This window comes from Pseudomonas fluorescens, from assembly GCF_018614655.1.
GTDB lineage: Bacteria > Pseudomonadota > Gammaproteobacteria > Pseudomonadales > Pseudomonadaceae > Aquipseudomonas > Aquipseudomonas fluorescens_BX.
In genome coordinates this window covers 203,987-229,940 of the sequence record NZ_JAGGOG010000003.1, presented here as the reverse complement: position 1 = coordinate 229,940, position 25,954 = coordinate 203,987, and the positions used below count along the sequence as shown (strand labels likewise).

Here is a 25,954-nt window from a genome sequence, read left to right as displayed (position 1 = left end):
TGCTATGGAGTTTGGGCCATGGTCGTCGCCTTTTAGTTTCGATGGATGTCTGAAAGCGACCTATTGCGAGCGATAAGCCTTGGCAGCGTCACGGTCCTTCTCCTGCTGCCAGGCGCGCTCGCGTTCGTCCCAGTGGTGATCCTTGTAGTCATTGAGTTCTTCGTTTTCGCGCATGGCCTTGCACTGGCGGAAACCATCTTCCCAGCCTTCGGCATATGTCCGGTCCTTCAGATAACGGGGGACGTTCTTGCGAAATTCTCCGGTAATCACGCCTGCTGCTTGTCGACCACTGCTGCAACCGTCGTCGAAACCGTCGGCAAAGGCCGGTGGATAACCTTTGGCCAATAAGTCTTCGTGGGTTGATTGGCAACCGGATAACAACATCACTGCGCCCAGTACTACCGCATACCGCCACATCTCAGACTCCCTGGCCGTTGAACGGCTGATGGGGGAAGTCTAGAAGTGGCTTTGTTGGGGATGTGTGAAAGGGCTGTGAGAAATGTGTGTTTCACGCTGGAATGGGTGACGGGTACTGATCCTGTAGCGAGGGGCCAGGCGTTATACCTGCGGAGCGGTCGTCAGGGATGCGTGCTCTGCCAGCTCTTGCTGGATAAACGCGGCAATCATCGCCCGATAGACCTGCTCAGTGACGTGCGGGTTGGCGCCAACCGCATGGGATAGATCCCGAACCTTGGCGATCACCTGTTCAACCCGCTGAGGTGCCTTGACCCCATCGGTATCTTTTTTGAACCGTGCGGCTTGGTTAACAAAGCCGCCGCGTTCGGCCAGCAACGTAACGATCTGGCGATCAAGACGGTCGATGTTTTCTCGGACTTGCTCAAGGCTGGTGCAGGTAACGGCCATGTCAGTTGAAACTCCTTTTTTTGGGCAGACGATTTAGTAGTGGTACCACTTCACCTCAAGCATCACCTCATTCACCGGTGTCGCCAAATGGCTGAATTCGCGCTGCGCGCTCAGGCGTAGCCCAAGATTGCGCGACAATTCCCACTGTTGGTTGAGGCTGATACTGCGCCGCACTTCGCCATTGGTGAAAAAATCCCCTTTGGCTTCCAGGCTGAGGTTTCCCAGCGGATTTTTCCACAACACGCCGGTATTAAAGCCGGCAGCGGGGGAGATGAATTCGTCAAAGTCGCTGTTATGTTCCACCCGCACTGTGCCCAGGGCGAAGCCGAGCATGTCGTCGCGCAGTTGCCAGGTCCCGCCGGCGCCGCCGTTGACGTGGCTGACCAGCGTCTCGTCGTCATGCTTGCCTGGCACGCGCTCAAGGCCGCCGGTGACTTGCCAGGACCAGGGTTGCAGCAGCTCGTTACGGGGTGTCAGTGAGCGAATGGTCGCCAGGTCCAGTTGCTGCAGTTGCCAGTGATTGCCTTCGTACTGGCGCAGTTTCATTTGCAGGATTTCGATCTGAGCGCCCAGGGGGAAGCCTTCGGCGTTGTCGTTGAGGTCGTGGTACGCCATGCGCAGGCCATATTCGCCGAACGCCTTATCGCCCCGAGTACCGACTCCGGCTTGCCAGGTGCGGGACTCGTGGCCGTTCTCCGGAAGGCCAGGCTGTTCGATCTTCAGCTCTGGCGGCGGGTTCTGGTTGATCGCCCGCAGCAGTTCGAAACTGCGTTGAGAACGCTCGGTGTCGCGTTCCAGGCCATTGGCACGGTAGCGGCCAAGGCGGTAGGCAGCATCAATGATCAGGGCCTGACGGTCTTTGGCGATGGCCTTGAAGGTTGGGTCTTGCAGTAGTTTCTGGTCATCGCTGATCTTCAGCACCCATTGCTGCTCATCACTGTCCAGTGGCTTGGCGCGTTCCAGCAATTCACGTTCACGGGAAGGGCGGTAGTCTATTTTCTCCACTAAACCGGCTTCTTTCACCGCTTTTACCGTGTCGGTCGGGATGGCGGTGAGTGGGAACTGTTCGGTCAGACGCAGGCCGGGGCGGGCCACTTGCAGCAGTTCCAGCAGGCGGTAGGAGCAGTTTTCATCGAAGAAGAAGTAGTCGAACTGGATCTGCTTGAGCTCCCAGACGTGCTCGACCATACGCTCGGTTTCTACCTGGGTCAGGTTGAGTCGGTATTCCCACAGGTCGCGGTTTTCCAGGCTGCGGTATTCCGAGAGTTTTTCCTGGTACGGCACCAGTGCGAACAGGCCCGGATAGCCGCCCATCAAGCCTTTCCAGGCGTAGAGGATGCTGTTGTCCGAGCCTTCGATATAGGCACCGAAGTTGATCGCGTAGCTGAGCAGGGCGGTGTTGTTGCTTTGCACATCAGCCTGGTCGATACGCAGCAGGGTATGGCCGAACATCGACGACGGGCTGTTGAGGTAGGCCGCCGGGAAGATCATCACCGCGCTGTGGGGGGCGACGTCCTTGAACCATTGCGTGAATTCTTTGCAGTCCAGGGCCGGTAAGTCGGTCAGGTGCAACTGATCCTTGAGCCAGCGGGTGCGGGCCGGGTAAACGCATTGGGCGTGTTGTTCACCGAGGCTGGCCGGGGCATAGAGTGCCTGTACGGTAGCCTTGAGTTCGGCGTCGGGGTGATGGGCGCCGTCTTCGGCGAGGAAGAACTTTTTGTCGCTGACATAGCTGCGCCAGCCCTTGATCTTGCCGGCCTCGTAATGGCCCAGGGACAACCAGAACGGGTCATTGGCGTTGCTGCAAACGTTGATCATCAAGGTGCGGGGCCGCGTACAACGGGGCGCAGGCGAAGAGAGCCATCCAGGCAAGACGTTTGAGCATGTGGGCAACTTAAGTCGAAATAAAAAAGACCCAAGGAAGGGGCGGGTCCAAAAAATATAAAACCCGTGCCTCGAAAGGCACGGGTGGGTCGAGCTTAAGCCTGGGTAGCGTATTTCGCCAGGCGGGTGTCGCTTTTCAGTACTGCGAGGGTATTGGTGTGCACGTCTTCGGCCGTGACGTCAGCCTTGCTGAAGATTTGCTGGAAGTGCTCGTGAGTCACGGCCGCGAAGTGCTCGCGGTCTTCAGGCGCAACGCCCAGTACCACGGCATAGGTGGTCAGCGCTTCGCCGTTACCTTTAGCCATGTCTTCGGACAGCTCGTTCATCATGCCATTCATGGCAATCCAGGACTTGCCGCCATAGGTCAGCTTGCTGTTGGTGCTGCAGCCGTTGGTCCCCGAGGTCATGCCGAAAGTAGCGTTACCGGAGGTGCCGTTGGTGGTGGAGGCCAGGAAGTGAGCGGGCGTCCCGCGCTGGCCTTCGAACAGGAGGTTACCCCAACCACAGTTCGGGCCGCCTGGCGCTTCAGCCATTGCATTGAGGGAGACGACGGTGAAGAGAGTACCGAGAAGGATCCGTTTCATAGCTTTGTTCTCTTTGTGTGCAAACCAATGGACAAGGGTTCAGGTGCCTCAAGGCACCCTAGGGGTCGGTTATTAATCCAACCCGCGCAATTTGGAGTTTAGGCACGATCCAAGGGTTCCGTGGTTTTTTGTAAAACAATCGAGAACGATGAGGTTTTTCTGCATGCTCGATGCTGTGTCTGTGCTTTCCCTAAGTCGTGCCTTGCCAGCCAGCCATACCCGGCGCCAGAATGCCGTCATCTGCCCCGCCTGATGTAAGGAAGCCCGATGCCTGATCCTGTTGCTGCCAGCTTGCGTCTAGCGCCTGAAGCGCTGACTCGTCCTTTTTCCGCTGAACAGTTCAGCTTCTCGACCACCAATGATTTGGAGCCCTTTCGCGGTGTGCTTGGCCAGGAACGTGCGGTCGAAGCCTTGCAGTTCGGTGTGGCCATGCCACGCCCCGGTTACAACGTCTTTGTCATGGGTGAACCCGGGACCGGGCGCTTTTCGTTCGTCAAACGCTACCTCAAGGCCGAGGGCAAACGCCTGCAAACCCCGGCAGACTGGGTTTACGTCAATAATTTCGATGAGCCGCGCGAGCCCCGTGCGTTGGAGTTGCCAGCGAGTGGCGCAGCGGCGTTCATCGCCGATATCAACGGGCTGATCGACAACCTGGTGGCGACCTTCCCGGCGGTCTTTGAGCACCCGACTTATCAACAGCGCAAAAGCGCCATCGACCGTGCTTTCAACCAGCGTTACGACCGGGCCCTGGACGTGATTGAACGCCTGGCCCTGGAAAAAGACGTGGCGCTGTACCGCGACAGTACCAACATTGCGTTTACGCCGATGCTCGACGGCAAGGCGCTGGACGAGGCTGAGTTCTCGCAACTGCCGGAAGCCGATCGTGAGCGCTTCCACACTGATATTTCCGAACTGGAAGAACGCCTCAACGAAGAACTCGCCAGCCTGCCTCAGTGGAAGCGCGAGTCGAATAACCAACTGCGCCAGTTCAACGAAGAAACCATCACCCTGGCCCTGCAGCCACTGTTGGCGCCGTTGTCCGAGAAGTACGCGGAGAACGCCGCTGTCTGCGGTTATCTGCAGGCGATGCAGGTTTACATGCTCAAAACCGTGGTTGAGCAGTTGGTAGACGACGCGAAAACCGACGCCCAGGCGCGAAAGCTGCTGGAAGAGCAGTACTGCCCGAGCCTGGTGGTCGGTCATCCGGTCAATGGCGGTGCGCCGGTGGTGTTCGAGCCTCATCCGACCTACGACAATCTGTTCGGCCGGATTGAATACAGCACTGACCAAGGTGCGCTGTACACCACCTATCGGCAGTTGCGCCCGGGTGCTTTGCACCGTGCCAATGGTGGTTTCCTGATCCTCGAAGCAGAGAAAATGCTCAGCGAGCCGTTTGTCTGGGATGCCCTCAAGCGTGCCCTGCAGTCGCGCAAGCTGAAGATGGAGTCGCCGTTGGGCGAGATGGGCCGCCTGGCCACCGTGACGCTGAACCCGCAAGTGATCCCGTTGCAGCTCAAAGTCGTCATCATTGGTTCGCGTCAGCTGTATTACGCCCTGCAAGACGCCGATCCGGATTTCCAGGAGATGTTTCGGGTGTTGGTGGATTTTGACGAAGACATCCCGATGGTCGACGAAAGCCTGGAGCAGTTCGCCCAGTTGCTTAAAACCCGTACCTCGGAAGAAGGCATGGCGCCGTTGACCTCTGATGCCGTCGCGCGTCTGGCGACCTACAGCGCGCGCCTGGCGGAGAACCAGGGGCGTCTGTCGGCGCGGATCGGCGACCTGTTCCAACTGGTCAGTGAGGCGGATTTCATTCGTCACCTGGCGGGTGATGAGCGGACCGATGCCGGGCATATCGAGCGGGCGCTCAAGGCCAAGGCCACGCGTACCGGGCGGGTGTCAGCACGGATTCTCGACGACATGCTCGCCGGGGTCATCCTGATCGATACGGCCGGCGCGGCCGTGGGCAAGTGCAACGGGCTGACGGTGCTGGAGGTCGGTGATTCGGCGTTCGGCGTACCGGCGCGGATTTCCGCCACGGTGTACCCGGGCGGCAGCGGCATCGTCGATATCGAGCGTGAAGTTAACCTCGGGCAGCCGATTCACTCCAAGGGTGTGATGATCCTCACGGGTTACCTGGGCAGCCGTTATGCCCAGGAATTCCCGTTGGCGATCTCGGCGAGCATCGCCCTGGAGCAGTCCTACGGTTATGTCGACGGTGACAGCGCGTCCCTGGGCGAGGCTTGCACCTTGATTTCGGCCCTGTCAAAGACGCCGCTCAAGCAGTGCTTTGCCATCACCGGCTCCATCAACCAGTTTGGTGAAGTGCAGGCGGTGGGTGGGGTCAACGAGAAGATCGAAGGCTTCTTCCGCCTTTGCGAGGCCCGTGGTTTGACGGGCGAGCAAGGGGCGATCATTCCACAGGCCAACGTTGCGACGCTGATGCTCGACGAGAAGGTGTTGCAGGCTGTGCGCGATGGAATGTTCCATGTCTATGCCGTGCGCCAGGCCGACGAGGCCCTGAGCCTGCTGGTGGGCGAGCCGGCCGGTGCGCCGGACGAAGAGGGGCAGTTCCCGGAAGGCAGCGTTAACGCACGGGTGGTGGAGCGTTTACGGGCGATTGCCGAGATGATCAGTGAAGATGATCTCAAGGAAGCGGAGAAGGAGTTGGCACAACAGGCGTTGGCCGAAGCCAAGCCGAGCTGATCCTGACTCTGTAAGGGGGCTTTTGTGGCGAGGGGACAAGCCCCCTCGCCACAATGTTGACTCAGTGATCAGGGGCAAATGCCCGTTGGTCCCCGCCGCCTTGGTTTGTAGCGGTTTTCTTCTATTCTCAGCTCAAGGGATATCAGCAGGAGTCGCAGGATAGAAACAGCCTTGCCTTCTGGAGGCTGAACACCGATCTATGAGGGGCGCCGCCATGACGCGCAACCTTTGCCTTACCCGCCAGTGCCTGGGCCTGGTCACCCGTATCGAATGCTCCATTCGCCCCCTTGCCGGGGATGCCGGGATGTGGACCTTATTGTTTGCCGCCGGAATGAACGGTGAACAGCCCTCGACCGTCAAGTCCCAAGGCCCGTTTCATGGGCCCTTCGTCGCCGAAACCATCCTTGAGTCCATCGTTGAAAGCCTGATGTTGCACGGTTATCAGCTGGCCGATACCCCGCAAATCTGGTGCTTGCACTTGCAGGCACACCTGCGCCAGCTCAATGGTGGGCGCCATCAGGTGCTCAGCGATATCCGATAAGTCCGTAGCCGTTGTCGAGCCTATGGCTTGGCAACGGGTTCTGCCTCAGGCTTATCCAGCTTGACCTCAAAGCCATACTCCACGGTATTCAACTCGGTGCGCTGGTAGGTTTCCAGCGTGGTCGGTTGGCCGTAGAAGTAATGCACGTCAAACAGCTCGGTGCCGTATTCCTCGGCACGGTGGCTGACAGCGAGAATTTCCTTCAAGTAGTTGCCGCTGGCATCCCTGGCAAAAAAGCGCCAGCTATCGGAAGGGAAGACCTTTTGGTCGATAATCAACGCGTTGTCTTGCAGTTCCAGGCCTTTGGGCAGTTGCCCGGCATTGAGGGTGCCTTTTTCGATATTGGCCAGGAACAGCGGGATCGAACCCACCACAAACGCCGGGTTTTCGGGGAACAGGTTGAGGTCGTAGGTGATAGTGCCGCGGCCCGGATCGACTTCGAAGGCCTCGGCGGGCAGTTCGATCGGCTCTCCACGCTTGCCCGCATTATCGGCGGCAAAGAAGGTGATGGGGGCGTCGCCGCCATTGCGCGAGTTACCCAGCAAGTCGTCATTGAACGTGAAGGGGTGATCGAACTCGATGCGTGCGGCGCTGGCGTCTTCCACAGACTGGCTGACGCTGACGCTGCTTTTCAACTGGTCTTCGGACAGCGCGGCGTCCTTGAGCCAGTCGCTCATCTGGTCGTCATACACCGTCACCGGCATGGGTAGGCTTTGTACGGTTTTTTCCAGGCTGTTCTTGTCGAAGCGGCGGACCGGCAGCTCCAGATCCTTGTGAGTGACCGTGGCATTGGAAAAGTCGAGGACGCTAACCTGCACATTCTCGATCTGGCCGTTGAAATACACCTTGGTGTAATGGCTGCTCTGCTTGTGTTCGAAGACTTTCTGCTCGTCTTCCAACTGTTTCTCAAAAGCGTCGGACCAGGCTTTCTGTTTCTGCATCTCGGCCAATTGTTTTTCATAGAACGCCAGTTGGGCGGCGTTCTCGTTGATCGAGCCCGAGCGTGACAGAAATTGCCCTGTGGCGTCCTGAGCCTGCACCAGCAGCGGGTTGGGGGACTCCTCACCGACGTCCGGCGCTAAAGGGGCGCTGTTGGTCATCTCGATCTCGGCGTAGTTCTTTTCCAGGGCCAGCAGGGTGACGGTGACGTTTTCTTCGATGCGCTTACGGCCCACGTCCTTCTTTGACAGATCGAAGGTGAAGACCTTGCGCGGCGCGATCACTTCTATCTGACCCTTGAGGGTGACGGGTTGTGGCTGGCTCTTGTTTTCGGTCTCGATGCCTTCGATGAACGGATAGGTCACCGTCAGGTCATCCGGGTTGGTCAGGTTGGAACTGGTGGGGCTCAACTGGATGCCTGGATCGGTTTCCGACCATTCCGGCTGGAAGGGGATGACCTTGTTGTTGCTCAAGGTCACCGACTGCCATTCCAGGCCTTGGGGGAAAGGAAACTGGTCGGGCATGTTGAAGTTGAAGGGGAAGACCGGCTGCAAGTCCGTCAGGTAATCCGAATGGGATGCCTTGCGCAGGACAAACAGGCCATTGATGTAGGTATCCACCAGCGCCTGGGGTGTGGGGTAGTGCTTGAGCAATGCCAGGGTGTCTTCGCTGTACTCGGTCTCGATGGGTTTGGTGCTGAGCTTGACCCGCGCACGCTCCAGCAACAGCAGCGAGCCACCAAGGTCGGCTACAGCATCCTTGAGCCTGGGGTCCTGAATCGTGTCCAGGGACTGTTCGAATTTTGCGGTTCGTTCTTCGAGGCTGGTCTGCTTTTGTTCATCGCTGGGGGAGCAGCCGCTGCCCATCAGAAACGCCGCGCACAGGCCAAGGCTGGCCAAAGGAGATCGCACATCCATTATCTGAGTCTTCCTGTCCGACGTCATCGAGCCGAGTTGATGACCTCGACACTAGCAGAAAAAATCTTTAACAGATGCGGTGCAGATCAGTTTTCTCGGTGGTTTCTGGCCTTTGGGCACGGCTGATATACTCGCCGCCATTTCTGGCCAAGCTGTGTGAGATTCAATGGAACGTTTTATCGAAAATGCAATGTACGCCTCACGCTGGCTGCTGGCGCCGATCTATTTCGGCTTGTCCTTAGGCTTGCTGGCGTTGGCGCTGAAGTTCTTCCAAGAAGTGGTTCACGTCATTCCCAATGTTTTCGCCATGACGGAGTCCGACCTGATCCTGGTGCTGCTGTCGTTGATCGACATGGCGCTGGTGGGTGGTTTGCTGGTGATGGTGATGATTTCCGGCTACGAGAACTTCGTTTCCCAATTGGACATCGACGAGAGCAAGGAAAAGCTCAACTGGTTGGGGACCATGGATTCGTCTTCGCTGAAGATGAAGGTAGCGGCGTCCATCGTGGCCATTTCGTCCATCCACTTGTTGCGGGTCTTCATGGATGCCAAGAACGTCGATCCGGAGCACCTCAAGTGGTACGTGATCATCCACATGACCTTCGTGATCTCGGCGTTTGCCATGGGTTACCTGGACAAAGTGACCAAGCACTAGCAGGCGCATATGCCGTGAAGGGCCTCGGCCTGCACGGCGTCTGGCTGGGAGGGCGGGGCTGATAAAGGCGCCGGATTGTGTGCTAGTCTGCTCGCCCTTTTAGTTCTGGATGACTCGGGAAACGCTGCAGTTCTGTAGCATTTTCAGGGTCTTCCTACAGCGGAGCAGTTTTATGTCCGAAGTTAATCTGTCCACCGACGAAACCCGCGTCAGCTACGGTATTGGCCGTCAGTTGGGCGACCAACTGCGCGACAACCCGCCACCGGGCGTGAGCCTGGACGCAATCCTGGCTGGCCTGACCGACGCTTTTGCCGGTAAGCCAAGCCGTGTTGACCAAGAGCAAATGGCTGCCAGCTTCAAGGTGATTCGCGAAATCATGCAAGCCGAAGCGGCTGCAAAGGCTGAAGCGGCGGCGGGCGAAGGCCTGGCTTTCCTGGCTGATAACGCCAAGCGTGATGGCATCACCACTCTGGCTTCCGGTCTGCAGTTCGAAGTACTGACTCAAGGTGAAGGCGCCAAGCCGACTCGTGAAGACCAGGTGCGTACCCACTACCATGGCACCCTGATCGACGGCACTGTGTTCGACAGCTCTTACGAGCGCGGCCAGCCTGCAGAGTTTCCGGTTGGCGGCGTGATCGCTGGCTGGACCGAAGCCCTGCAACTGATGAATGCCGGCAGCAAATGGCGCCTGTATGTACCGAGCGAATTGGCTTACGGCGCACAAGGCGTTGGCAGCATTCCGCCGCACAGCGTTCTGGTGTTCGACGTCGAGTTGCTCGACGTTCTGTAAGACCTGCTGATTATCTGTTGGAGCGAGCCTGCTCGCTCCAACAGTGTTTTGCGCGGTTACTCATGGATGAAACTTGCCATTGAGATCCGTCACCGGGCGCAACGCTCGGGCATAGCAAAACAGAAACAAGTTACGGACCACCTCCTTCAGCACGCCCGGCTCACTGGAACTCAAGCCATTGACGTCCAGGTCGCCCTGGTCCTGAAGTTCATTCAAGGCTTCTTCTTCCAGCACAGCACAGACTTCTCCGGTTTCCCGATGAAGGATCCGCAGGTAAGGGTGTGGACGGTCCAGCCAGGCATCGATCAAATAAGTCATGGGTCGCATCTCCTTGATGGGTTTCAATGAGAATAATTCTTATTCGTAGAATAGCAAGCGTCTATTGGCGGTTTCCGGGTTTTTCTGTGTGGATATTGTTTTCGATCAAAAGGTCTGGCCTTTTGCTATCGGAGAGGGGATTGGTGCGGGGAGGGTGAAGCGCCATCTCGCGCAGTGCACGAGATGGAGGCAGCTCTATCAGACTTTCCGAACGAACTCGGACTTGAGCTTCATCGGTCCGATACCGTCGATCTTGCAGTCGATATCGTGGTCGCCATCGCACAGACGGATGTTCTTGACCTTGGTGCCGACCTTGACCACCAGAGAGGTGCCCTTGACCTTGAGGTCCTTGATCACGGTGATGGTGTCGCCGTCCTGCAGGACATTGCCCACGGAGTCTTTTTTCACGGTTTCATCGCTGGAAGCTTCGGCTTCGCCACCGACGGCCCACTCATGGGCGCATTCCGGGCAGATCAGTTGGGCGCCGTCTTCGTAGGTGTATTCGGAATTGCATTTCGGGCAGGGTGGCAACGTGCTCACTAAAGCTCCTTGAAAGTCAGGATGGCTAAAAGTCGCACATTATATAGGGTTTTGTTGAGGGGCGGGGCGCGGTCGTGAATTGGTGATACAGACTAAATGTGGGAGCGGCAGTGCCGCTCCCACAAAAGCCCATATCCACAGATGTTAGTGAGTACGGGCTACCGCGAACTCACTCAGCTCAACCAGGGCGTCCCGGTATTCGCTGGCTGGAAGGGCTTCCAGGCATTTGATGGCTCGGGCCACGTAGTTACGGGCCAGTTGGGCGGTGTATTCCAGCGAGCCGGAGGCTTCCACGGCTTCGCGGATGCTTTCCAGGTCTTCGATCCCGCCTTTCTGGATCGCCTTGCGCACCAGGGCGGCCTGTTCCGGCGTACCTTCGCGCATGGTGTAGATCAATGGCAGGGTCGGCTTGCCTTCGGCCAGGTCATCACCCACGTTCTTGCCCAGGGTCTCGGCATCGCCACGATAGTCCAGTAGGTCGTCCACCAGTTGGAACGCCACGCCCAAGTGGTCACCGAAGGTGCGCAGGGCTTCGCTTTGCTCGGGCGTCGCGTCACACAGGGCTGCGGCGCTGTGGGTCGAGGCTTCGAAGAGCATGGCGGTCTTGCCGCGGATCACTTCCATGTAGGTTTCTTCGGTGGTGCTGGCGTCGCGTACTTTCGACAGTTGCAGCACTTCGCCTTCGGCGATGATGCGCGTGGCCTGTGAAAGAATCTTCATCACCGGCATCGAGCCCAGCTCGACCATCATCTCGAACGAGCGCGAGTACAGGAAGTCGCCCACCAGCACGCTTGGTGCGTTGCCCCACATGGCGTTGGCAGTTTCCCGGCCACGGCGCATGCCGGACATGTCGACCACGTCGTCGTGCAGCAGGGTAGCGGTGTGCAGGAATTCGATGGTGGCGGCCAGCAGACGCAGGTCATCGCCCTCGCGGCCCAAAGCCTTGCCACACAGCAGCACTAATAAAGGACGCAGGCGCTTGCCGCCCGCCGAGGTTATGTAGTCGCCAATTTTGGAGACCAGCGGCACTTTAGAAGTCAGTTGCTTCTTGATGATGCCGTCGACGGCGCTAAAATCGTCCGCCACCGCGCGGTAGAAAGCTTGGGGTTGCATCAGCGACAGTCGCTCCAGAAGGGTTGCGCGGCATGCTAGGACCCACGTCTCGCAGTGTCAAGGCGCGATAGACGGCTACTTGCAACACCTCTTTAGCTTGCGTACAATCGCGCACCCTGAACTTCCTGGGCAGCACCTGCCTTACGCAATTGCAATCAGGCCTTCCAGCCCTATGCAGCCATGCCAGCCAATACCTCTTCTTATAAAGAGCTGGGTGAGCAGGATTATCGGAGAAATACCATGTCGTACGCAGTAATTGTTACTGGTGGCAAGCAATACAAGGTCGCCCCAGGTGAATACCTGAAGATCGAAAAACTGGAAATCGCTACCGGCGAATCCGTTACTTTTGATCGCGTTCTGTTGGTCGCCAATGGCGATGACGTGAACATCGGCGCTCCAGTTGTTGCTGGCGCTACCGTTGTGGCTGAAGTGATCTCCCAAGGTCGTCACGATAAAGTCCGCATCATCAAGTTCCGTCGTCGTAAGCACCACATGAAGCGTATGGGCCACCGCCAGTGGTACACCGAGATCAAAATCACCGGTATTCAGGCTTAATTTCAGCCTAATTCCTCACTAGGAGAATTGACTCATGGCACACAAAAAAGCTGGTGGTAGTACCCGTAACGGTCGCGACTCAGAAGCCAAACGCCTTGGCGTGAAGATGTATGGCGGCCAGGTTATCATTCCGGGCAACATCATCGTGCGTCAGCGCGGCACCCAATTCCACGCCGGTTACGGTGTTGGCATGGGTAAAGATCACACTCTGTTCGCTAAAATCGACGGCGTGATCAAGTTCGAAGTAAAAGGCGCTTTCAACCGCCGTTACGTGAGCATTGTCCCGAAGACTGAAGTCGTCGCGGCATAATTACGTAGTTGCTGGAAAAGCCCTGTCTCGCGACGGGGCTTTTTCGTTTGTGGGGTGAGTCTCTTGCAAAGCTGTTTGTGATGGGCGAAAGCAGCTGGATTTGCGGTCGTTGCTTGAGGTCGCTGCGCTCATTTTTGCAAGAGTCTTATGTCTTGGTTTCTTAAGCTCGTCCGTGCGACGAGAGGCGTTTTGTTATGAAGTTCGTTGATGAAGTTTCGATCCGAGTAAAAGCTGGCGACGGCGGTAATGGTTGCATGAGTTTCCGTCGGGAAAAATTCATCGAAAACGGTGGTCCTAACGGCGGCGACGGCGGTGATGGCGGTTCCATCTACATGATGGCCGACGAAAACCTCAACACCCTGGTGGACTACCGTTACACCCGGCACTTCGATGCCGAGCGTGGCTCCAACGGTGGCAGCACCGATTGCACCGGTAAAAAAGGTGAAGACCTGGTCCTGCGGGTTCCGGTGGGTACCACGATCATCGACTCCGCTACCCAGGAAGTCATCGGTGACCTGACCAAGGCTGGTCAGCGCTTGATGGTGGTTCAGGGTGGCTGGCACGGTCTGGGTAACACCCGATTCAAGTCCAGTACCAACCGTGCGCCGCGTCAGACCACGCCGGGCAAGCCGGGCGAGCAGCGTGACTTGAAGCTGGAGATGAAGGTTCTGGCTGATGTTGGCCTGCTGGGTCTGCCGAACGCTGGCAAAAGTACGTTCATTCGCTCGGTATCTGCTGCCAAGCCGAAAGTGGCCGATTACCCGTTCACCACGCTGGTGCCAAACCTGGGCGTGGTCAGTGTCGATCGCTGGAAAAGCTTTGTGATCGCCGACATTCCGGGTCTGATCGAAGGTGCTTCCGACGGTGCGGGCCTGGGGATTCGCTTCCTCAAGCACTTGTCCCGTACTCGTCTGTTACTGCATCTCGTCGACATGGCGCCGCTGGATGACACCAGCGCTCCCGACGCTGCTGAAGTGATCGTCAGCGAGCTGACCAAGTTCAGCCCATCTCTGGCTGAGCGCGGCCGCTGGCTGGTGTTGAATAAGTGCGACCAGATCCTTGAAGAGGAGCATGAGGCGCGGGTCAAGGAGATCGTTGATCGCCTGGAGTGGACCGGTCCGGTTTATGTCATCTCGGCCATTGCCAAAGAAGGCACTGAGCGTCTGACGCGCGACATCATGCGCTACCTCGAAGATCGTGCTGACCGTCTGGCTGCCGACCCTGTCTACAAGGCGGAGCTGGCGGAGCTGGATCAGCGCATCGAAGACGAGGCCCGTGCTCAGTTGCAGGCGCTGGATGACCAGCGTGCCCTGCGCCGCAGCGGCGTCAAGTCGGTCCATGATATCGGTGACGATGATTGGGACGAGGAAGACGTGGATGATGAAGATGGCCCGGAAATCATTTACGTGCGCGACTGATTCGTTGCAGTAAACTTAAGCGCCGCTCAATCGAGCGGCGTTTTGGTATCTGGAAATCGGTAGTCACGAATAACGTTATGGGCGGCGCTGGGTCGCGCGGCCCTCTATCTAAGGTTGAAGATGATGCGGAGCAAGGTGACAGGTGCGCAGCGTTGGGTCGTTAAGATCGGTAGCGCGCTGCTGACGGCGGATGGCAAAGGGCTGGATCGTGCAGCCATGAGCGTCTGGGTGGACCAGATGGTGGCCTTGCATGAGGCTGGCGTCGAGTTGGTGTTGGTGTCGTCCGGGGCGGTTGCCGCCGGGATGAGCCGCCTCGGCTGGACCGCGCGACCCAGCGCGATGCATGAGCTGCAGGCCGCTGCCGCCATCGGGCAGATGGGCTTGGTGCAGGCTTGGGAATCCAGCTTTGCCGAGCACGGTCGCCACACGGCGCAGATTCTGCTGACCCATGACGACTTGTCCGACCGCAAGCGTTACCTCAATGCCCGCAGCACCTTGCGTGCCCTGGTCGAACTGAAGGTGATCCCGGTGATCAACGAGAATGACACCGTGGTCACCGACGAAATTCGTTTTGGCGACAACGACACCCTGGCGGCGCTGGTGGCCAATCTCGTCGAGGCCGATTTGCTGGTGATCCTTACGGATCGTGACGGCATGTTCGACGCTGATCCGCGTAATAATCCCGATGCTCAGCTGATTTATGAGGCGCGTGCCGACGATCCGACGCTGGATGCGGTGGCTGGCAGTGTCGGTGGCGCCCTGGGGCGTGGTGGTATGCAGACCAAGCTACGTGCCGCGCGGCTGGCGGCGCGCTCCGGTGCTCACACCATCATTGTGGGTGGGCGCATCGAGCGGGTTCTGGATCGTCTCAAGGCGGGCGAGCGTATTGGCACCTTGCTGTCGCCTGAGCGCGGCATGCTGGCGGCACGCAAGCAGTGGTTGGCGGGGCATCTTCAAACGCGCGGCACTTTGGTGCTGGATGAGGGGGCTGTGTCGGCGCTGTCTCGGGGTAACAAAAGCTTGCTGCCGGTGGGCGTGAAGTTGGTCCAGGGCAGCTTTCGTCGCGGTGAAATGGTGGTGTGCGTGGCGCCGGACGGTCGTGAGATTGCCCGCGGCCTGGCCAACTACAGTGCGCTTGAGGCGCAGAAAATCATTGGGCAGTCGTCCGAGGCGATTGTCGGCTTGTTGGGGTATATGGCTGAGCCGGAGTTGGTTCACCGGGATAACCTGATTCTGGTTTAAGTGAAAGGAAGTCTGGATGCGTGTAATGAAGGGGTTGCTCGGGTTGCTGCTGGCGATGCCGTTGCTGGCGTCCGCTGAAGAGATTGGTCAGGTGTCGACGGTGTTCAAGTTCGTCGGCCCCAATGATCGGATCGTGGTGGAGGCGTTTGATGATCCGAAGGTTGAGGGTGTGACCTGTTATCTGTCTAGGGCCAAGACGGGCGGGGTGAAGGGGGGTCTCGGCCTGGCTGAAGATCGCGCTGAGGCATCGATTGCCTGCCGTCAGGTGGGGCCGATTCGCTTCAAGGGCGAATTGAAGGACGGTGACGAGGTGTTCAAGGAGCGCACGTCCCTGGTGTTCAAGACCATGCAGGTGGTGCGGTTCCTCGACAAGAAGCGCAATACGCTGGTGTACCTGGTGTATAGCGACCGCTTGATCGAAGGTAGTCCGCAGAATGCGGTGACGGCGATTCCGATCTTGCCGTGGCCGACTGCGCAATAAGCTCGACAGCGCTGCTCTGCTTTATGTGGGGGCGAGCAAGCCCGCTCCCACATTTGTTTTGGGGTGCCTATAAAATTGCAGGCAATAAAAAACCGACCCTAGGGTCGGTTTTTTAACAAACTTATCGCTTAGGCTGCAGCAGCAAGGTTCAGAGCCTTGATGTGGCCATTCAGACGACCTTTATGGCGAGCAGCTTTGTTCTTGTGGATGATGCCTTTATCGGCCATACGGTCGATAACTGGCACGGCCAGAACGTAAGCAGCTTGAGCTTTTTCAGCGTCTTTTGCGTCAATGGCTTTAACTACATTCTTGATGTAGGTACGAACCATGGAACGCAGGCTGGCGTTGTGGCTGCGACGCTTCTCAGCCTGTTTTGCACGTTTTTTGGCGGAAGGTGTGTTGGCCACCGTCGAGCTCCTCGAAAGACTTTTTAGGAAATAGCAAACAAAATAGGCCGCGAATCATGCCGATGAGTTGAAGTCTTGTCAAGGGCGGCTGATGCGAACTGCTGAGTGGTCGATCTTAAGAGGCGGGTGATTTATTTCCGGCGCTTGACCTGTAAACTCGCGAGCTTTGGTTCTGTGCTGTTGCAGACGCGGAGTATCGCATATGTGGGCGCTTTGTTCGCCTGCTCTTTATCTATAGGCAAAAACTCTTTCAATGAATCTGCTCAAATCGTTGGCCGCTGTCAGCTCCATCACCATGATTTCCCGGATTCTTGGGTTTGTGCGTGACACGCTGCTGGCGCGTATTTTCGGCGCCAGCATGGCTACGGATGCTTTCTTCATTGCCTTCAAGTTGCCAAACCTGCTGCGGCGGATCTTCGCCGAGGGGGCGTTTTCCCAGGCTTTCGTGCCGATTCTGGCGGAGTACAAGTCCCAACAGGGGGAGGAGGCGACCCGCACCTTTATTGCCTACGTTTCGGGTTTGCTGACCCTGGTGCTGATGCTGGTGACGATTGCGGGAATGCTCGCGGCGCCCTGGGTTATCTGGGCGACAGCCCCCGGTTTTGCCAATACGCCGGAAAAGTTCGCCTTGACCACCGACCTCTTGCGGGTGACGTTTCCTTATATCTTGCTGATTTCCTTGTCGTCCCTGGCCGGCGCGATCCTCAATACCTGGAACCGTTTCTCGGTGCCGGCGTTCGTGCCGACCTTGCTTAACGTCAGCATGATTATTTTTGCGCTGTTCCTCACGCCGTACTTTGATCCGCCGGTCATGGCCTTGGGTTGGGCGGTATTGGCCGGTGGTCTGGCGCAATTGCTGTACCAGCTGCCGCACCTGAAAAAGATCGGCATGCTCGTGCTGCCACGCCTGAACCTCAAGGACACTGGGGTCTGGCGCGTGATGAGAAACATGCTGCCGGCGATTCTCGGCGTTTCCGTCAGTCAGATTTCACTGATCATCAACACGGCTTTCGCCTCGCTGCTGGTTTCGGGCTCTGTGTCCTGGATGTACTACGCCGACCGTCTGATGGAGTTGCCATCCGGTGTGCTGGGCGTGGCCCTCGGTACTATTTTGCTGCCGACCCTGTCCCGTACCTACGCCAGTAAAGATCGTCACGAGTATTCGCGAATCCTCGATTGGGGCCTGCGCCTGTGTTTTGTGCTGGTGCTGCCGTGCTCCCTGGCCCTGGGAATCCTGGCCGAGCCGTTGACTGTTTCGTTGTTCCAGTACGGTCAATTCAGTGCGTTTGATGCCTCGATGACCCAGCGTGCCCTGATCGCTTACTCCGTCGGTCTGCTGGGTATCATCGTGATCAAGGTCTTGGCTCCGGGCTTTTATGCTCAGCAAAACATTCGCACGCCAGTGAAAATCGCAATTTTCACTCTTGTCGTCACGCAACTGCTCAACCTGGTGTTTATCGGCCCGCTGGCACATGCCGGCCTGGCATTGGCCATCAGTGTGGGCGCCTGCATCAACGCGGGCTTGCTGTTTTACCAACTGCGTAAACAGCAGATGTTCCAGCCTCAGCCGGGTTGGGGCATGTTTGCCCTCAAGCTGCTGGTGGCGGTGGCCATGATGTCGGCCGTGCTGCTGGGGTTGATGTACCTGATGCCTGCCTGGGATCAAGGCCATATGCTGGAGCGATTCATGCGCCTGGGGGCATTGGTGGTCGCCGGGGTGGTGGTGTACTTCGGGATGTTGCTGTTGATGGGCTTCCGTTTGCGGGATTTCAATCGCAAGTCGCTGAGTTAAGGAGTTTTCGTCGATAAGGCGGTTGTTTTATCGATTCGAGCAATTGGCCTGCGCTGTTGCCTGTCGTCCGGGGCCGGGTGTGGTTATAATCGACCACTTTATGAGCAAGAAGCGCGTTATGCAGCTGGTTCGAGGTCTCCACAACCTACGCCCCGAGCATCGGGGCTGCGTCGCCACTATTGGCAACTTTGACGGTGTTCACCGTGGCCACCAGGCTATCCTGGCCCGGCTGCGCGAGCGTGCGGTCGAGTTGGGCGTGCCCAGCTGCGTGGTGATTTTTGAGCCGCAACCCCGTGAATTTTTCACCCCGGAGACCGCGCCGGCACGATTGGCTCGCTTGCGAGACAAGCTGCAGTTGTTGGCAGAAGAGGGCGTGGACCGTGTCCTGTGCCTGGCCTTCAACCAACGTTTGCGCAGTCTCAGTGCCGCCGAGTTCGTTGACCGCATTTTGGTGGATGGCCTTGGCGTGCAGCACTTGGAGGTCGGTGACGACTTCCGTTTTGGCTGTGACCGGGTAGGGGACTTTGATTTCCTGCAACAGGCCGGCGTGACTCAAGGTTTTACTGTCGAAGCCGCGCAAACCGTCGAACTGGACGGGCTGCGCGTGAGCAGTACCCAGGTGCGTAATGCACTGGCCGCTGCCGACTTCGCCTTGGCCGAGCAACTGCTCGGTCGCCCGTTCCGGATTGCCGGGCGGATTTTGCACGGTCAGAAGCTGGCGCGTCAACTGGGCACGCCAACGGCCAACGTGCAACTCAAGCGCCGTCGCGTGCCACTGACCGGGGTTTACCTGGTGAGTGTCGATATCGACGGCCAATCGTGGCCAGGAGTCGCCAACATAGGCGTCAGACCCACGGTTGCAGGTGATGGCAAGGCCCACCTGGAGGTTCACCTTTTGGATTTTGCCGGAGATTTGTATGACCGGCGTTTGACGGTGGTTTTCCACCAAAAGCTGCGTGAAGAGCAGCGTTTCGCCTCTCTGGAGGCGTTGAAAACGGCGATCAATGCGGATGTCGCCGCCGCCCGTGCACTAGCCGCACCTAGCGCCCATCGCTAATGAAGAGCCTTAAATGACCGACTATAAAGCCACGCTAAACCTTCCGGACACCGCCTTCCCAATGAAGGCCGGCCTGCCACAGCGCGAACCGCAGATTCTGCAGCGCTGGGACAGTATTGGCCTGTACGGAAAGTTGCGCGAGATTGGCAAGGATCGTCCGAAATTCGTCCTGCACGACGGCCCTCCTTATGCCAACGGCACGATTCACATCGGTCATGCACTGAACAAGATTCTCAAGGACATGATCATCCGCTCGAAAACCCTTTCGGGTTTCGACGCGCCTTATGTCCCTGGTTGGGACTGCCACGGCCTGCCGATCGAACACAAAGTCGAAGTGACCTACGGCAAGAACCTGGGTGCGGATAAAACCCGCGAACTGTGCCGTGCCTACGCCACCGAGCAGATCGAAGGGCAGAAGTCCGAATTCATCCGCTTGGGTGTGTTGGGTGACTGGGCCAACCCGTACAAGACCATGGACTTCAAGAACGAGGCCGGTGAAATCCGTGCCTTGGCCGAAATCGTCAAGGGTGGCTTCGTGTTCAAGGGCTTGAAGCCCGTGAACTGGTGCTTCGACTGCGGCTCGGCCCTGGCTGAAGCGGAAGTCGAGTACGAAGACAAGAAGTCCTCGACCATTGATGTTGCCTTCCCGATTGCCGATGAAGCCAAGCTGGCGAGCGCCTTCGGCCTGGCGAGCCTGGCCAAGCCAGCCTCCATCGTGATCTGGACCACCACCCCGTGGACCATCCCGGCCAACCAGGCGCTGAACGTGCATCCGGAATTCACCTATGCCCTGGTGGACGTCGGTGACAAGCTGCTGGTGCTGGCCGAAGAGATGGTCGAGTCGTGCCTGAGCCGCTACAACCTGCAAGGCTCGGTGATTGCGACCACCACGGGCTCGGCCCTGGAGCTGATCAACTTCCGCCATCCGTTCTATGACCGTTTGTCGCCGGTGTACTTGGCGGATTACGTCGAACTGGGTGCGGGCACCGGTGTGGTTCACTCCTCGCCTGCTTATGGCGTGGACGACTTCGTGACCTGCAAGGCTTATGGCATGGTCAACGATGACATCCTCAATCCGGTGCAAAGCAATGGCGTGTATGTGCCATCGCTGGAGTTCTTTGGTGGCCAGTTCATCTTCAAGGCGAACCCGGCGATCATCGACAAATTGTCGGAAGTCGGCGCGCTGCTGCACACCGAAACCATCAGCCACAGCTACATGCACTGCTGGCGCCACAAGACCCCGCTGATCTACCGCGCCACCGCGCAGTGGTTTATTGGCATGGACAAAGAGCCGACCAGCGGCGAGACCCTGCGCAAACGCGCGCTCAAGGCCATCGAAGATACCCAGTTTGTCCCGGCCTGGGGCCAGGCGCGCCTGCACTCGATGATCGCCAACCGTCCGGACTGGTGCATTTCTCGCCAGCGCAACTGGGGCGTGCCGATCCCGTTCTTCCTGAACAAGGAAAGCGGCGAACTGCACCCACGCACCGTCGAACTGATGGAAGTTGTGGCCCAGCGTGTTGAACAGGAAGGCATCGAAGCCTGGTTCAAACTGGACGCTGCCGAGCTGCTCGGCGACGAAGCGCCGCTGTACGACAAGATCAGCGACACGCTCGACGTCTGGTTCGATTCGGGTACCACCCATTGGCACGTACTGCGCGGTTCGCACCTGATGGGCCACGAAACCGGTCCTCGCGCCGACCTGTACCTGGAAGGTTCGGATCAACACCGTGGCTGGTTCCACTCGTCCTTGCTGACCGGTTGTGCCATTGACGATCACGCACCGTACCGCGAACTGCTGACCCACGGTTTCACCGTCGACGAAAACGGCCGCAAGATGTCCAAGTCCCTGGGTAACGTGATCGCTCCGCAAAAGGTCAACGACACGCTCGGCGCCGACATCATGCGCCTGTGGGTCGCCTCCACCGATTACTCGGGCGAGATGGCCGTATCCGAGCAGATCCTGCAACGTAGCGCTGACGCTTACCGCCGTATCCGTAATACCGCACGTTTCATGCTGTCGAACCTGACCGGCTTCAACCCGGCCACCGATATCCTGCCGGCCGAGGACATGCTTGCCCTGGACCGTTGGGCCGTGGATCGTACCTTGTTGCTGCAGCGCGAGCTGCAAGAGCACTACGGCGAATACCGCTTCTGGAATGTCTACTCGAAGATCCACAACTTCTGCGTGCAGGAGCTGGGTGGTTTCTACCTCGACATCATCAAGGACCGCCAGTACACCACCGGCGCCAACAGCAAGGCACGCCGTTCGGCGCAGACCGCGCTGTACCACATCTCCGAAGCGCTGGTGCGCTGGATCGCTCCGATCCTGGCTTTCACCGCCGATGAACTGTGGGAATACCTGCCGGGCGAGCGTAACGAGTCCGTCATGCTCAACACCTGGTACGAAGGCCTGACCGAACTGCCGGCTGACTTCGAACTGGGCCGTGAGTACTGGGAAGGCGTGATGGCTGTCAAGGTTGCCGTGAACAAGGAGCTGGAGAACCAGCGTGCGGCCAAGGCCGTCGGTGGCAACCTGCAGGCCGAAGTCACGTTGTTTGCCGAGGAAGGTCTGACCGCCGACCTGGCCAAGCTGAGCAATGAGCTGCGCTTCGTCTTGATCACTTCGACTGCCAGCCTGGCGCCATTCGTCCAGGCCCCGGCCGATGCGGTGGCTACCGAAGTGCCGGGCCTGAAGCTCAAAGTGGTCAAGTCGGCCTTCGCCAAGTGCGCCCGTTGCTGGCACTGCCGTGAAGACGTCGGTGTGAACCCGGAGCATCCGGAAATTTGCGGTCGTTGTGTCGACAACATCAGCGGCGCTGGCGAGGTTCGTCATTATGCCTAACGCAGCCGGTCGTTTCGGACGTCTGGGCTGGCTCGTACTGAGCGTGCTGGTGCTGGTCATTGACCAGCTCAGCAAGGCTCACTTCGAGGGCTCGTTGTCGATGTATCAGCAGATCGTGGTCATTCCTGACTACTTCAGCTGGACCCTGGCTTACAATACCGGCGCTGCCTTCAGCTTCCTGGCTGACAGCTCCGGCTGGCAGCGCTGGCTGTTTGCCCTGATTGCGGTAGTGGTCAGTGCGGTGCTGGTGGTTTGGCTCAAGCGTCTTGGCCGCAATGACACCTGGCTGGCGGTTGCGCTGGCTCTGGTGCTTGGTGGCGCGCTGGGCAATCTGTACGACCGCATTGCTCTGGGCCATGTGATCGACTTCATTCTGGTGCATTGGCAGAACCGCTGGTATTTCCCGGCGTTCAATTTTGCTGACAGCGCCATCACCGTCGGTGCAATCATGCTGGCGTTGGATATGTTCAAAAGTAAGAAAACCGGAGAGACCGTTCATGACTGAACAGGTATTGGCTGAGCAACGCATCGGCCAGAACACGGAAGTCACCTTGCATTTCGCACTGCGCCTGGAGAACGGCGATACGGTCGACAGCACCTTCGACAAGGCCCCAGCGACCTTCAAGGTCGGCGATGGCAACCTGCTGCCGGGTTTCGAAGCGGCACTGTTCGGTTTCAAGGCTGGCGACAAGCGCAACCTGCAGATCCTGCCGGAAAACGCTTTTGGTCAACCAAACCCGCAAAACGTACAGATCATCCCGCGTTCGCAGTTCCAGGACATGGAGTTGTCGGAAGGCCTGCTGGTGATCTTCAACGATGCGGCGAATACCGAGCTGCCGGGTGTGGTCAAAGCCTTTGATGACGCGCAAGTGACCATCGACTTCAACCACCCGTTGGCCGGGAAAACCTTGACCTTTGATGTTGAAATCATCGACGTTAAAGCTATCTAACTGACGAACCGGCTTATGTGGGCTCTGGCTTGTCGAATCGTCGCACCGCTGCGATAGCATCGCCTCGGAGTAGCTGATATACCGAGTCGCCTGCATCGCAGGCAAGCCAGCTCCCACAAAGACACGAGGCACAGCATGCAAATCAAACTCGCCAACCCCCGTGGCTTCTGCGCCGGTGTGGACCGGGCGATCGAAATCGTCAACCGCGCCCTGGAAGTCTTCGGGCCGCCGATTTATGTGCGCCATGAAGTGGTCCACAACAAATTCGTGGTTGAAGACTTGCGGGCGCGCGGCGCTATTTTCGTCGAAGAGCTGGACCAAGTGCCGGATGACGTCATTGTCATCTTCAGCGCCCACGGTGTTTCCCAGGCTGTGCGTACCGAAGCGGCTGGCCGTGGCTTGAAAGTGTTCGACGCCACCTGCCCGCTGGTGACCAAGGTTCACATCGAAGTCGCACGCTACAGCCGTGACGGTCGTGAGTGCATTCTGATCGGCCACGCCGGTCATCCGGAAGTTGAAGGCACCATGGGTCAGTACGATGCCAGTAATGGCGGTGCGATCTATCTGGTGGAAGACGAAAAAGATGTGGCCGCGCTTCAGGTGCACAACCCGGAGAAGCTGGCCTTCGTCACTCAGACCACCTTGTCCATGGACGATACCAGTCGTGTCATCGATGCCTTGCGCACACGCTTCCCGGCGATTGGCGGGCCACGCAAGGACGATATCTGCTATGCCACGCAAAACCGCCAGGACGCCGTCAAGCAATTGGCCGATGAATGCGATGTGGTGCTGGTGGTCGGCAGTCCTAACAGCTCCAACTCCAACCGTCTGCGCGAGTTGGCCGAGCGCATGGCTACCCCGGCCTACCTGATCGATGGTGCTGAAGACTTGCAACGCAGCTGGTTCGATGGCGTCGAGCGCATCGGCATCACCGCCGGCGCTTCGGCCCCGGAAGTTCTGGTGCGAGGCGTGATTCAGCAACTGCAAGCCTGGGGCGCCACCGGTGCAGATGAGCTGGCCGGGCGTGAAGAAAACATCACTTTCTCCATGCCCAAGGAGCTGCGGGTTCGCTCGCTACTCTAAGTCCCAGCGTGCCGGTGTAACTCCGGCATAGCGCCTGTTCGGTCTTGTCACTGCGCAGGCTGATGCGCCCGGTGGGCGCGAGCACCACTTGGTGCAAGCTCAGTTGTTGGTCTGTTGCGCAAACGTGCACGGTGCCAGCCCGAAAACCTCCTGCTGACAGCAACGGTTCGCCCAGTCCGCTGAAGCGTATCTGGGTTCTGACGGGTGTATTGCCCACGATCGGTATCTGTCCGCTGTCCTGTCGCTCCAGCAGCACTGGATTGTTGTTGTCCAGATGACCGCGGCCGCTCAGGTCAAGTATGACCCTCCATCCCAGGCTCCAGTCATCGTCCAACGCATGGATGATGACCGGACGGTTGCGCGCGATAGCTTCAGTGCGGGCGTAGCGCAGTCCACCAACCAAGTACTCGGCGGCGCTCTGACGGCGCTGTGACTCAAGCAGTCCCTTGAAACTGGGCACGGCCAGTTGAGCAAGGATACTGCTCAGGATCAGGCCGAACAGTAGTTCGATCAGCGTAAAACCATACTGTTTCATGTGTCGTCCCTCCGTGGACGTACTTATCGTGGCTGGCCTTTTTCATCGAAATTCAGGCGGCCAGTTGGTAGACATAGTTATAGCGCCGGCTTCGAAGTGATGAATGGTGGCCTTCCTGTCCAAAGTATTTCGCTTTGTTCCGAGGTGCAGCGCAGCTTCAGGACAGGCGCTAGTCTTGGGTCGCAGAGGAGATTCCTCCCTGCTTTTTGACACCCTTCGACACGGATGACGATGGTATGCACGCCTGCCCAATTACGTCTTACGCCCAACCCTCCCCGGCATCGCAAGTCGGTATGACCTTGATCGAGGTCCTCGTTTCGGTGCTGATCCTCGCGGTTGGTTTACTAGGTGCGGCGCTGATCCAACTCAAGGCCTTGAAGTACACCGACAGCTCAAGGATGACCAGTCAGGCCAGCTTTATCGCCTATGACATGCTCGACCGGATTCGCGCCAATTCGGGGGCCGACTATTCATGGGGGCAGCTGGAAAGTGCTCCTGCCAATACCTCGATGGCCAGTGTTCGTGACTTGGACCTGCATGATTTTGAAGCCAATATCCTCGGCTTTGCTGGTGAAAACGCCAAAGGTTCGGTCTCTATCAATCAGCGAGAGGTAACCGTCAGCATCAGCTGGGACGACTCCCGGGGGACGAATACCAGCGGTGCCCGAGAAACGTTCACGCTGACCAGTCGCGTTGCGGTCGATCCGACGGCGTTGCAATGAGTCGCCATGATCGCGGTTTCGGTATGGTCGAGATGCTGTTGGCGCTGACCCTTGGGTTGGTGTTGGTTATAGGGCTGGTCCAGATATCTATCAGTGCTCGCAGTACATATGCCAGCCAGAATGCGTCCGCGCTATTGCAGGACGATGCGCGGTTTATTCTGGGTAAGATTATTCAGGAGGTCCGCCTGGCGGGCATGTTTGGTTGCCTGTCCACTGCCTCCATCGTCAATGCTCCGGCTGATTTTTCACGGCCTGTTGGCTGGAGCGTCACCGGGAGTTCAACGACTCTGACGCTGGTCACTGCGGACGCTGGAAACAGTGGCAGTAAAGCCGACTGGACGGTGCTCTCCGATTGCATCAGCGTTGCCCAGGCTTATGCCGGAGCTGCTCCGGAGCCTGCTGCTGGACATACCCGCTTCCCTGTTCGCAAGTTGACATACATCTTTGAAGGAGGCCAGTTACGGCTGAGCACACCAGCAGCCCCGGCCAAGGCGGTCCTGGTGGACAACGTGCAGGCATTCGACCTCAGTTTCGGAATGGCTGGGACCGCGGGGTCAAGCATTGTGACTCGGTATGACGCTAGCCCCACTGACGAAGCTTTGATACGTAGTGTACGCATCCTCCTGACGCTCCAGGATCCCGGGGGACGGGTGAGGGACCAGACGTACAGCGTCGTAGCGGCGTTACGTAATCGTCTGGAGTAGCT

At 58.3% G+C, this 25,954-nt stretch carries 26 protein-coding genes and 1 pseudogene; 17 read left to right on the top strand and 10 right to left on the bottom strand.

The window, feature by feature from the left end; all coding sequences use genetic code 11:
- Nucleotides 1-60 precede the first annotated feature (60 nt).
- From J7E41_RS03690 to J7E41_RS03675, 4 genes and pseudogenes are all read right to left on the bottom strand, one after another.
- Complete coding sequence (locus J7E41_RS03690; protein ID WP_169356456.1) at nucleotides 61-417, bottom strand: hypothetical protein; 357 nt, start codon at nucleotides 415-417, stop codon at nucleotides 61-63.
- A 141-nt stretch (nucleotides 418-558) separates the two neighbouring features.
- Nucleotides 559-864, bottom strand: coding sequence for a chorismate mutase (locus J7E41_RS03685; protein ID WP_214990195.1), 306 nt, complete (start codon nucleotides 862-864; stop codon nucleotides 559-561).
- Nucleotides 865-897: 33 nt separating this feature from the next.
- A pseudogene (locus J7E41_RS03680) lies at nucleotides 898-2,749 on the bottom strand (Lnb N-terminal periplasmic domain-containing protein).
- Nucleotides 2,750-2,843: 94 nt separating this feature from the next.
- Nucleotides 2,844-3,332, bottom strand: a complete 489-nt coding sequence (locus J7E41_RS03675) for a DUF3015 domain-containing protein (protein ID WP_214990193.1) — start codon at nucleotides 3,330-3,332, stop codon at nucleotides 2,844-2,846.
- 267 nt (nucleotides 3,333-3,599) lie between these two features.
- On the opposite strand from J7E41_RS03675, the gene J7E41_RS03670 reads away from it, so the two are divergent.
- Both J7E41_RS03670 and J7E41_RS03665 read left to right on the top strand, forming a co-directional pair.
- A complete protein-coding gene (locus tag J7E41_RS03670; RefSeq protein ID WP_214990191.1) occupies nucleotides 3,600-6,038 on the top strand; it encodes a Lon protease family protein in 2,439 nt (812 codons plus the stop codon).
- A gap of 214 nt (nucleotides 6,039-6,252) precedes the next feature.
- On the top strand, nucleotides 6,253-6,579 hold the full coding sequence (locus J7E41_RS03665; RefSeq protein ID WP_214990189.1) for a hypothetical protein: 327 nt from the start codon (nucleotides 6,253-6,255) through the stop codon (nucleotides 6,577-6,579).
- Between the two features lie 20 nt (nucleotides 6,580-6,599).
- Here the strand turns inward: J7E41_RS03665 and J7E41_RS03660 are convergent, their stop codons facing one another.
- Nucleotides 6,600-8,435, bottom strand: a complete 1,836-nt coding sequence (locus tag J7E41_RS03660; protein ID WP_214990188.1) for a hypothetical protein — start codon at nucleotides 8,433-8,435, stop codon at nucleotides 6,600-6,602.
- A gap of 166 nt (nucleotides 8,436-8,601) precedes the next feature.
- On the opposite strand from J7E41_RS03660, the gene J7E41_RS03655 reads away from it, so the two are divergent.
- Together J7E41_RS03655 and J7E41_RS03650 are read left to right on the top strand one after the other, a co-directional pair.
- Nucleotides 8,602-9,090 (top strand): TIGR00645 family protein, encoded by a 489-nt coding sequence (locus tag J7E41_RS03655; protein ID WP_214990186.1) that lies wholly within the window; start codon nucleotides 8,602-8,604, stop codon nucleotides 9,088-9,090.
- Nucleotides 9,091-9,262: 172 nt separating this feature from the next.
- Nucleotides 9,263-9,880, top strand: a complete 618-nt coding sequence (locus J7E41_RS03650; RefSeq protein WP_155584757.1) for an FKBP-type peptidyl-prolyl cis-trans isomerase — start codon at nucleotides 9,263-9,265, stop codon at nucleotides 9,878-9,880.
- A gap of 60 nt (nucleotides 9,881-9,940) precedes the next feature.
- On the opposite strand, the gene J7E41_RS03645 is transcribed toward J7E41_RS03650, so the two are convergent.
- From J7E41_RS03645 to J7E41_RS03635, 3 genes are all read right to left on the bottom strand, one after another.
- Nucleotides 9,941-10,198 (bottom strand): PA4570 family protein, encoded by a 258-nt coding sequence (locus J7E41_RS03645; protein WP_155584756.1) that lies wholly within the window; start codon nucleotides 10,196-10,198, stop codon nucleotides 9,941-9,943.
- 198 nt (nucleotides 10,199-10,396) lie between these two features.
- Entirely contained in the window at nucleotides 10,397-10,738 is a 342-nt protein-coding gene (locus J7E41_RS03640) for a zinc ribbon domain-containing protein YjdM (protein WP_214990184.1), read from the bottom strand.
- A gap of 144 nt (nucleotides 10,739-10,882) precedes the next feature.
- Nucleotides 10,883-11,851, bottom strand: a complete 969-nt coding sequence (locus J7E41_RS03635; RefSeq protein ID WP_214990183.1) for a polyprenyl synthetase family protein — start codon at nucleotides 11,849-11,851, stop codon at nucleotides 10,883-10,885.
- A 240-nt stretch (nucleotides 11,852-12,091) separates the two neighbouring features.
- Between J7E41_RS03635 and rplU the strand changes: the two genes are divergently transcribed.
- The 5 genes from rplU (at nucleotide 12,092) to J7E41_RS03610 (ending at nucleotide 15,857) form a co-directional block, all read left to right on the top strand.
- A complete protein-coding gene (rplU, locus tag J7E41_RS03630) occupies nucleotides 12,092-12,406 on the top strand; it encodes a 50S ribosomal protein L21 (RefSeq protein WP_003176051.1) in 315 nt (104 codons plus the stop codon).
- A 34-nt stretch (nucleotides 12,407-12,440) separates the two neighbouring features.
- Nucleotides 12,441-12,716, top strand: a complete 276-nt coding sequence (rpmA, locus tag J7E41_RS03625; protein WP_003215862.1) for a 50S ribosomal protein L27 — start codon at nucleotides 12,441-12,443, stop codon at nucleotides 12,714-12,716.
- A 194-nt stretch (nucleotides 12,717-12,910) separates the two neighbouring features.
- Nucleotides 12,911-14,134, top strand: coding sequence for an Obg family GTPase CgtA (gene cgtA / locus J7E41_RS03620; RefSeq protein ID WP_169356447.1), 1,224 nt, complete (start codon nucleotides 12,911-12,913; stop codon nucleotides 14,132-14,134).
- Between the two features lie 123 nt (nucleotides 14,135-14,257).
- On the top strand, nucleotides 14,258-15,376 hold the full coding sequence (gene proB / locus J7E41_RS03615; RefSeq protein ID WP_214990181.1) for a glutamate 5-kinase: 1,119 nt from the start codon (nucleotides 14,258-14,260) through the stop codon (nucleotides 15,374-15,376).
- Between the two features lie 16 nt (nucleotides 15,377-15,392).
- Nucleotides 15,393-15,857 (top strand): CreA family protein, encoded by a 465-nt coding sequence (locus tag J7E41_RS03610; RefSeq protein WP_214990179.1) that lies wholly within the window; start codon nucleotides 15,393-15,395, stop codon nucleotides 15,855-15,857.
- A 128-nt stretch (nucleotides 15,858-15,985) separates the two neighbouring features.
- Here J7E41_RS03610 and rpsT read toward each other — a convergent pair whose 3' ends face one another.
- The gene (gene rpsT, locus J7E41_RS03605) at nucleotides 15,986-16,264 is read right to left on the bottom strand and encodes a 30S ribosomal protein S20 (RefSeq protein ID WP_003215870.1); all 279 of its coding nucleotides are present in this window, start codon (nucleotides 16,262-16,264) and stop codon (nucleotides 15,986-15,988) included.
- Nucleotides 16,265-16,517: 253 nt separating this feature from the next.
- Between rpsT and murJ the strand changes: the two genes are divergently transcribed.
- From murJ to ispH, 6 genes are all read left to right on the top strand, one after another.
- Complete coding sequence (gene murJ, locus J7E41_RS03600) at nucleotides 16,518-18,056, top strand: murein biosynthesis integral membrane protein MurJ (protein WP_214990177.1); 1,539 nt, start codon at nucleotides 16,518-16,520, stop codon at nucleotides 18,054-18,056.
- Nucleotides 18,057-18,174: 118 nt separating this feature from the next.
- Complete coding sequence (gene ribF / locus J7E41_RS03595) at nucleotides 18,175-19,113, top strand: bifunctional riboflavin kinase/FAD synthetase (RefSeq protein ID WP_214990175.1); 939 nt, start codon at nucleotides 18,175-18,177, stop codon at nucleotides 19,111-19,113.
- A gap of 13 nt (nucleotides 19,114-19,126) precedes the next feature.
- Nucleotides 19,127-21,958, top strand: coding sequence for an isoleucine--tRNA ligase (ileS, locus tag J7E41_RS03590; RefSeq protein WP_214990173.1), 2,832 nt, complete (start codon nucleotides 19,127-19,129; stop codon nucleotides 21,956-21,958).
- On the top strand, nucleotides 21,951-22,463 hold the full coding sequence (gene lspA / locus J7E41_RS03585) for a signal peptidase II (RefSeq protein ID WP_169356443.1): 513 nt from the start codon (nucleotides 21,951-21,953) through the stop codon (nucleotides 22,461-22,463). Before ileS ends, lspA begins: the two co-directional genes overlap by 8 nt.
- Nucleotides 22,464-22,470: 7 nt before the next feature.
- On the top strand, nucleotides 22,471-22,908 hold the full coding sequence (gene fkpB, locus J7E41_RS03580) for an FKBP-type peptidyl-prolyl cis-trans isomerase (RefSeq protein WP_172831370.1): 438 nt from the start codon (nucleotides 22,471-22,473) through the stop codon (nucleotides 22,906-22,908).
- 135 nt (nucleotides 22,909-23,043) lie between these two features.
- A complete protein-coding gene (ispH, locus tag J7E41_RS03575) occupies nucleotides 23,044-23,991 on the top strand; it encodes a 4-hydroxy-3-methylbut-2-enyl diphosphate reductase (protein ID WP_155584746.1) in 948 nt (315 codons plus the stop codon).
- Here the strand turns inward: ispH and J7E41_RS03570 are convergent.
- Complete coding sequence (locus J7E41_RS03570; RefSeq protein ID WP_214990172.1) at nucleotides 23,945-24,526, bottom strand: GspH/FimT family pseudopilin; 582 nt, start codon at nucleotides 24,524-24,526, stop codon at nucleotides 23,945-23,947. The two genes, ispH and J7E41_RS03570, sit on opposite strands and share 47 nt — an antisense overlap.
- Before the next feature lie 236 nt (nucleotides 24,527-24,762).
- On the opposite strand from J7E41_RS03570, the gene pilV reads away from it, so the two are divergent.
- Both pilV and J7E41_RS03560 read left to right on the top strand, forming a co-directional pair.
- Complete coding sequence (pilV, locus tag J7E41_RS03565) at nucleotides 24,763-25,248, top strand: type IV pilus modification protein PilV (protein ID WP_214990170.1); 486 nt, start codon at nucleotides 24,763-24,765, stop codon at nucleotides 25,246-25,248.
- Entirely contained in the window at nucleotides 25,245-25,952 is a 708-nt protein-coding gene (locus tag J7E41_RS03560) for a PilW family protein (RefSeq protein ID WP_214990168.1), read from the top strand. Before pilV ends, J7E41_RS03560 begins: the two co-directional genes overlap by 4 nt.
- Nucleotides 25,953-25,954: the final 2 nt, after the last annotated feature.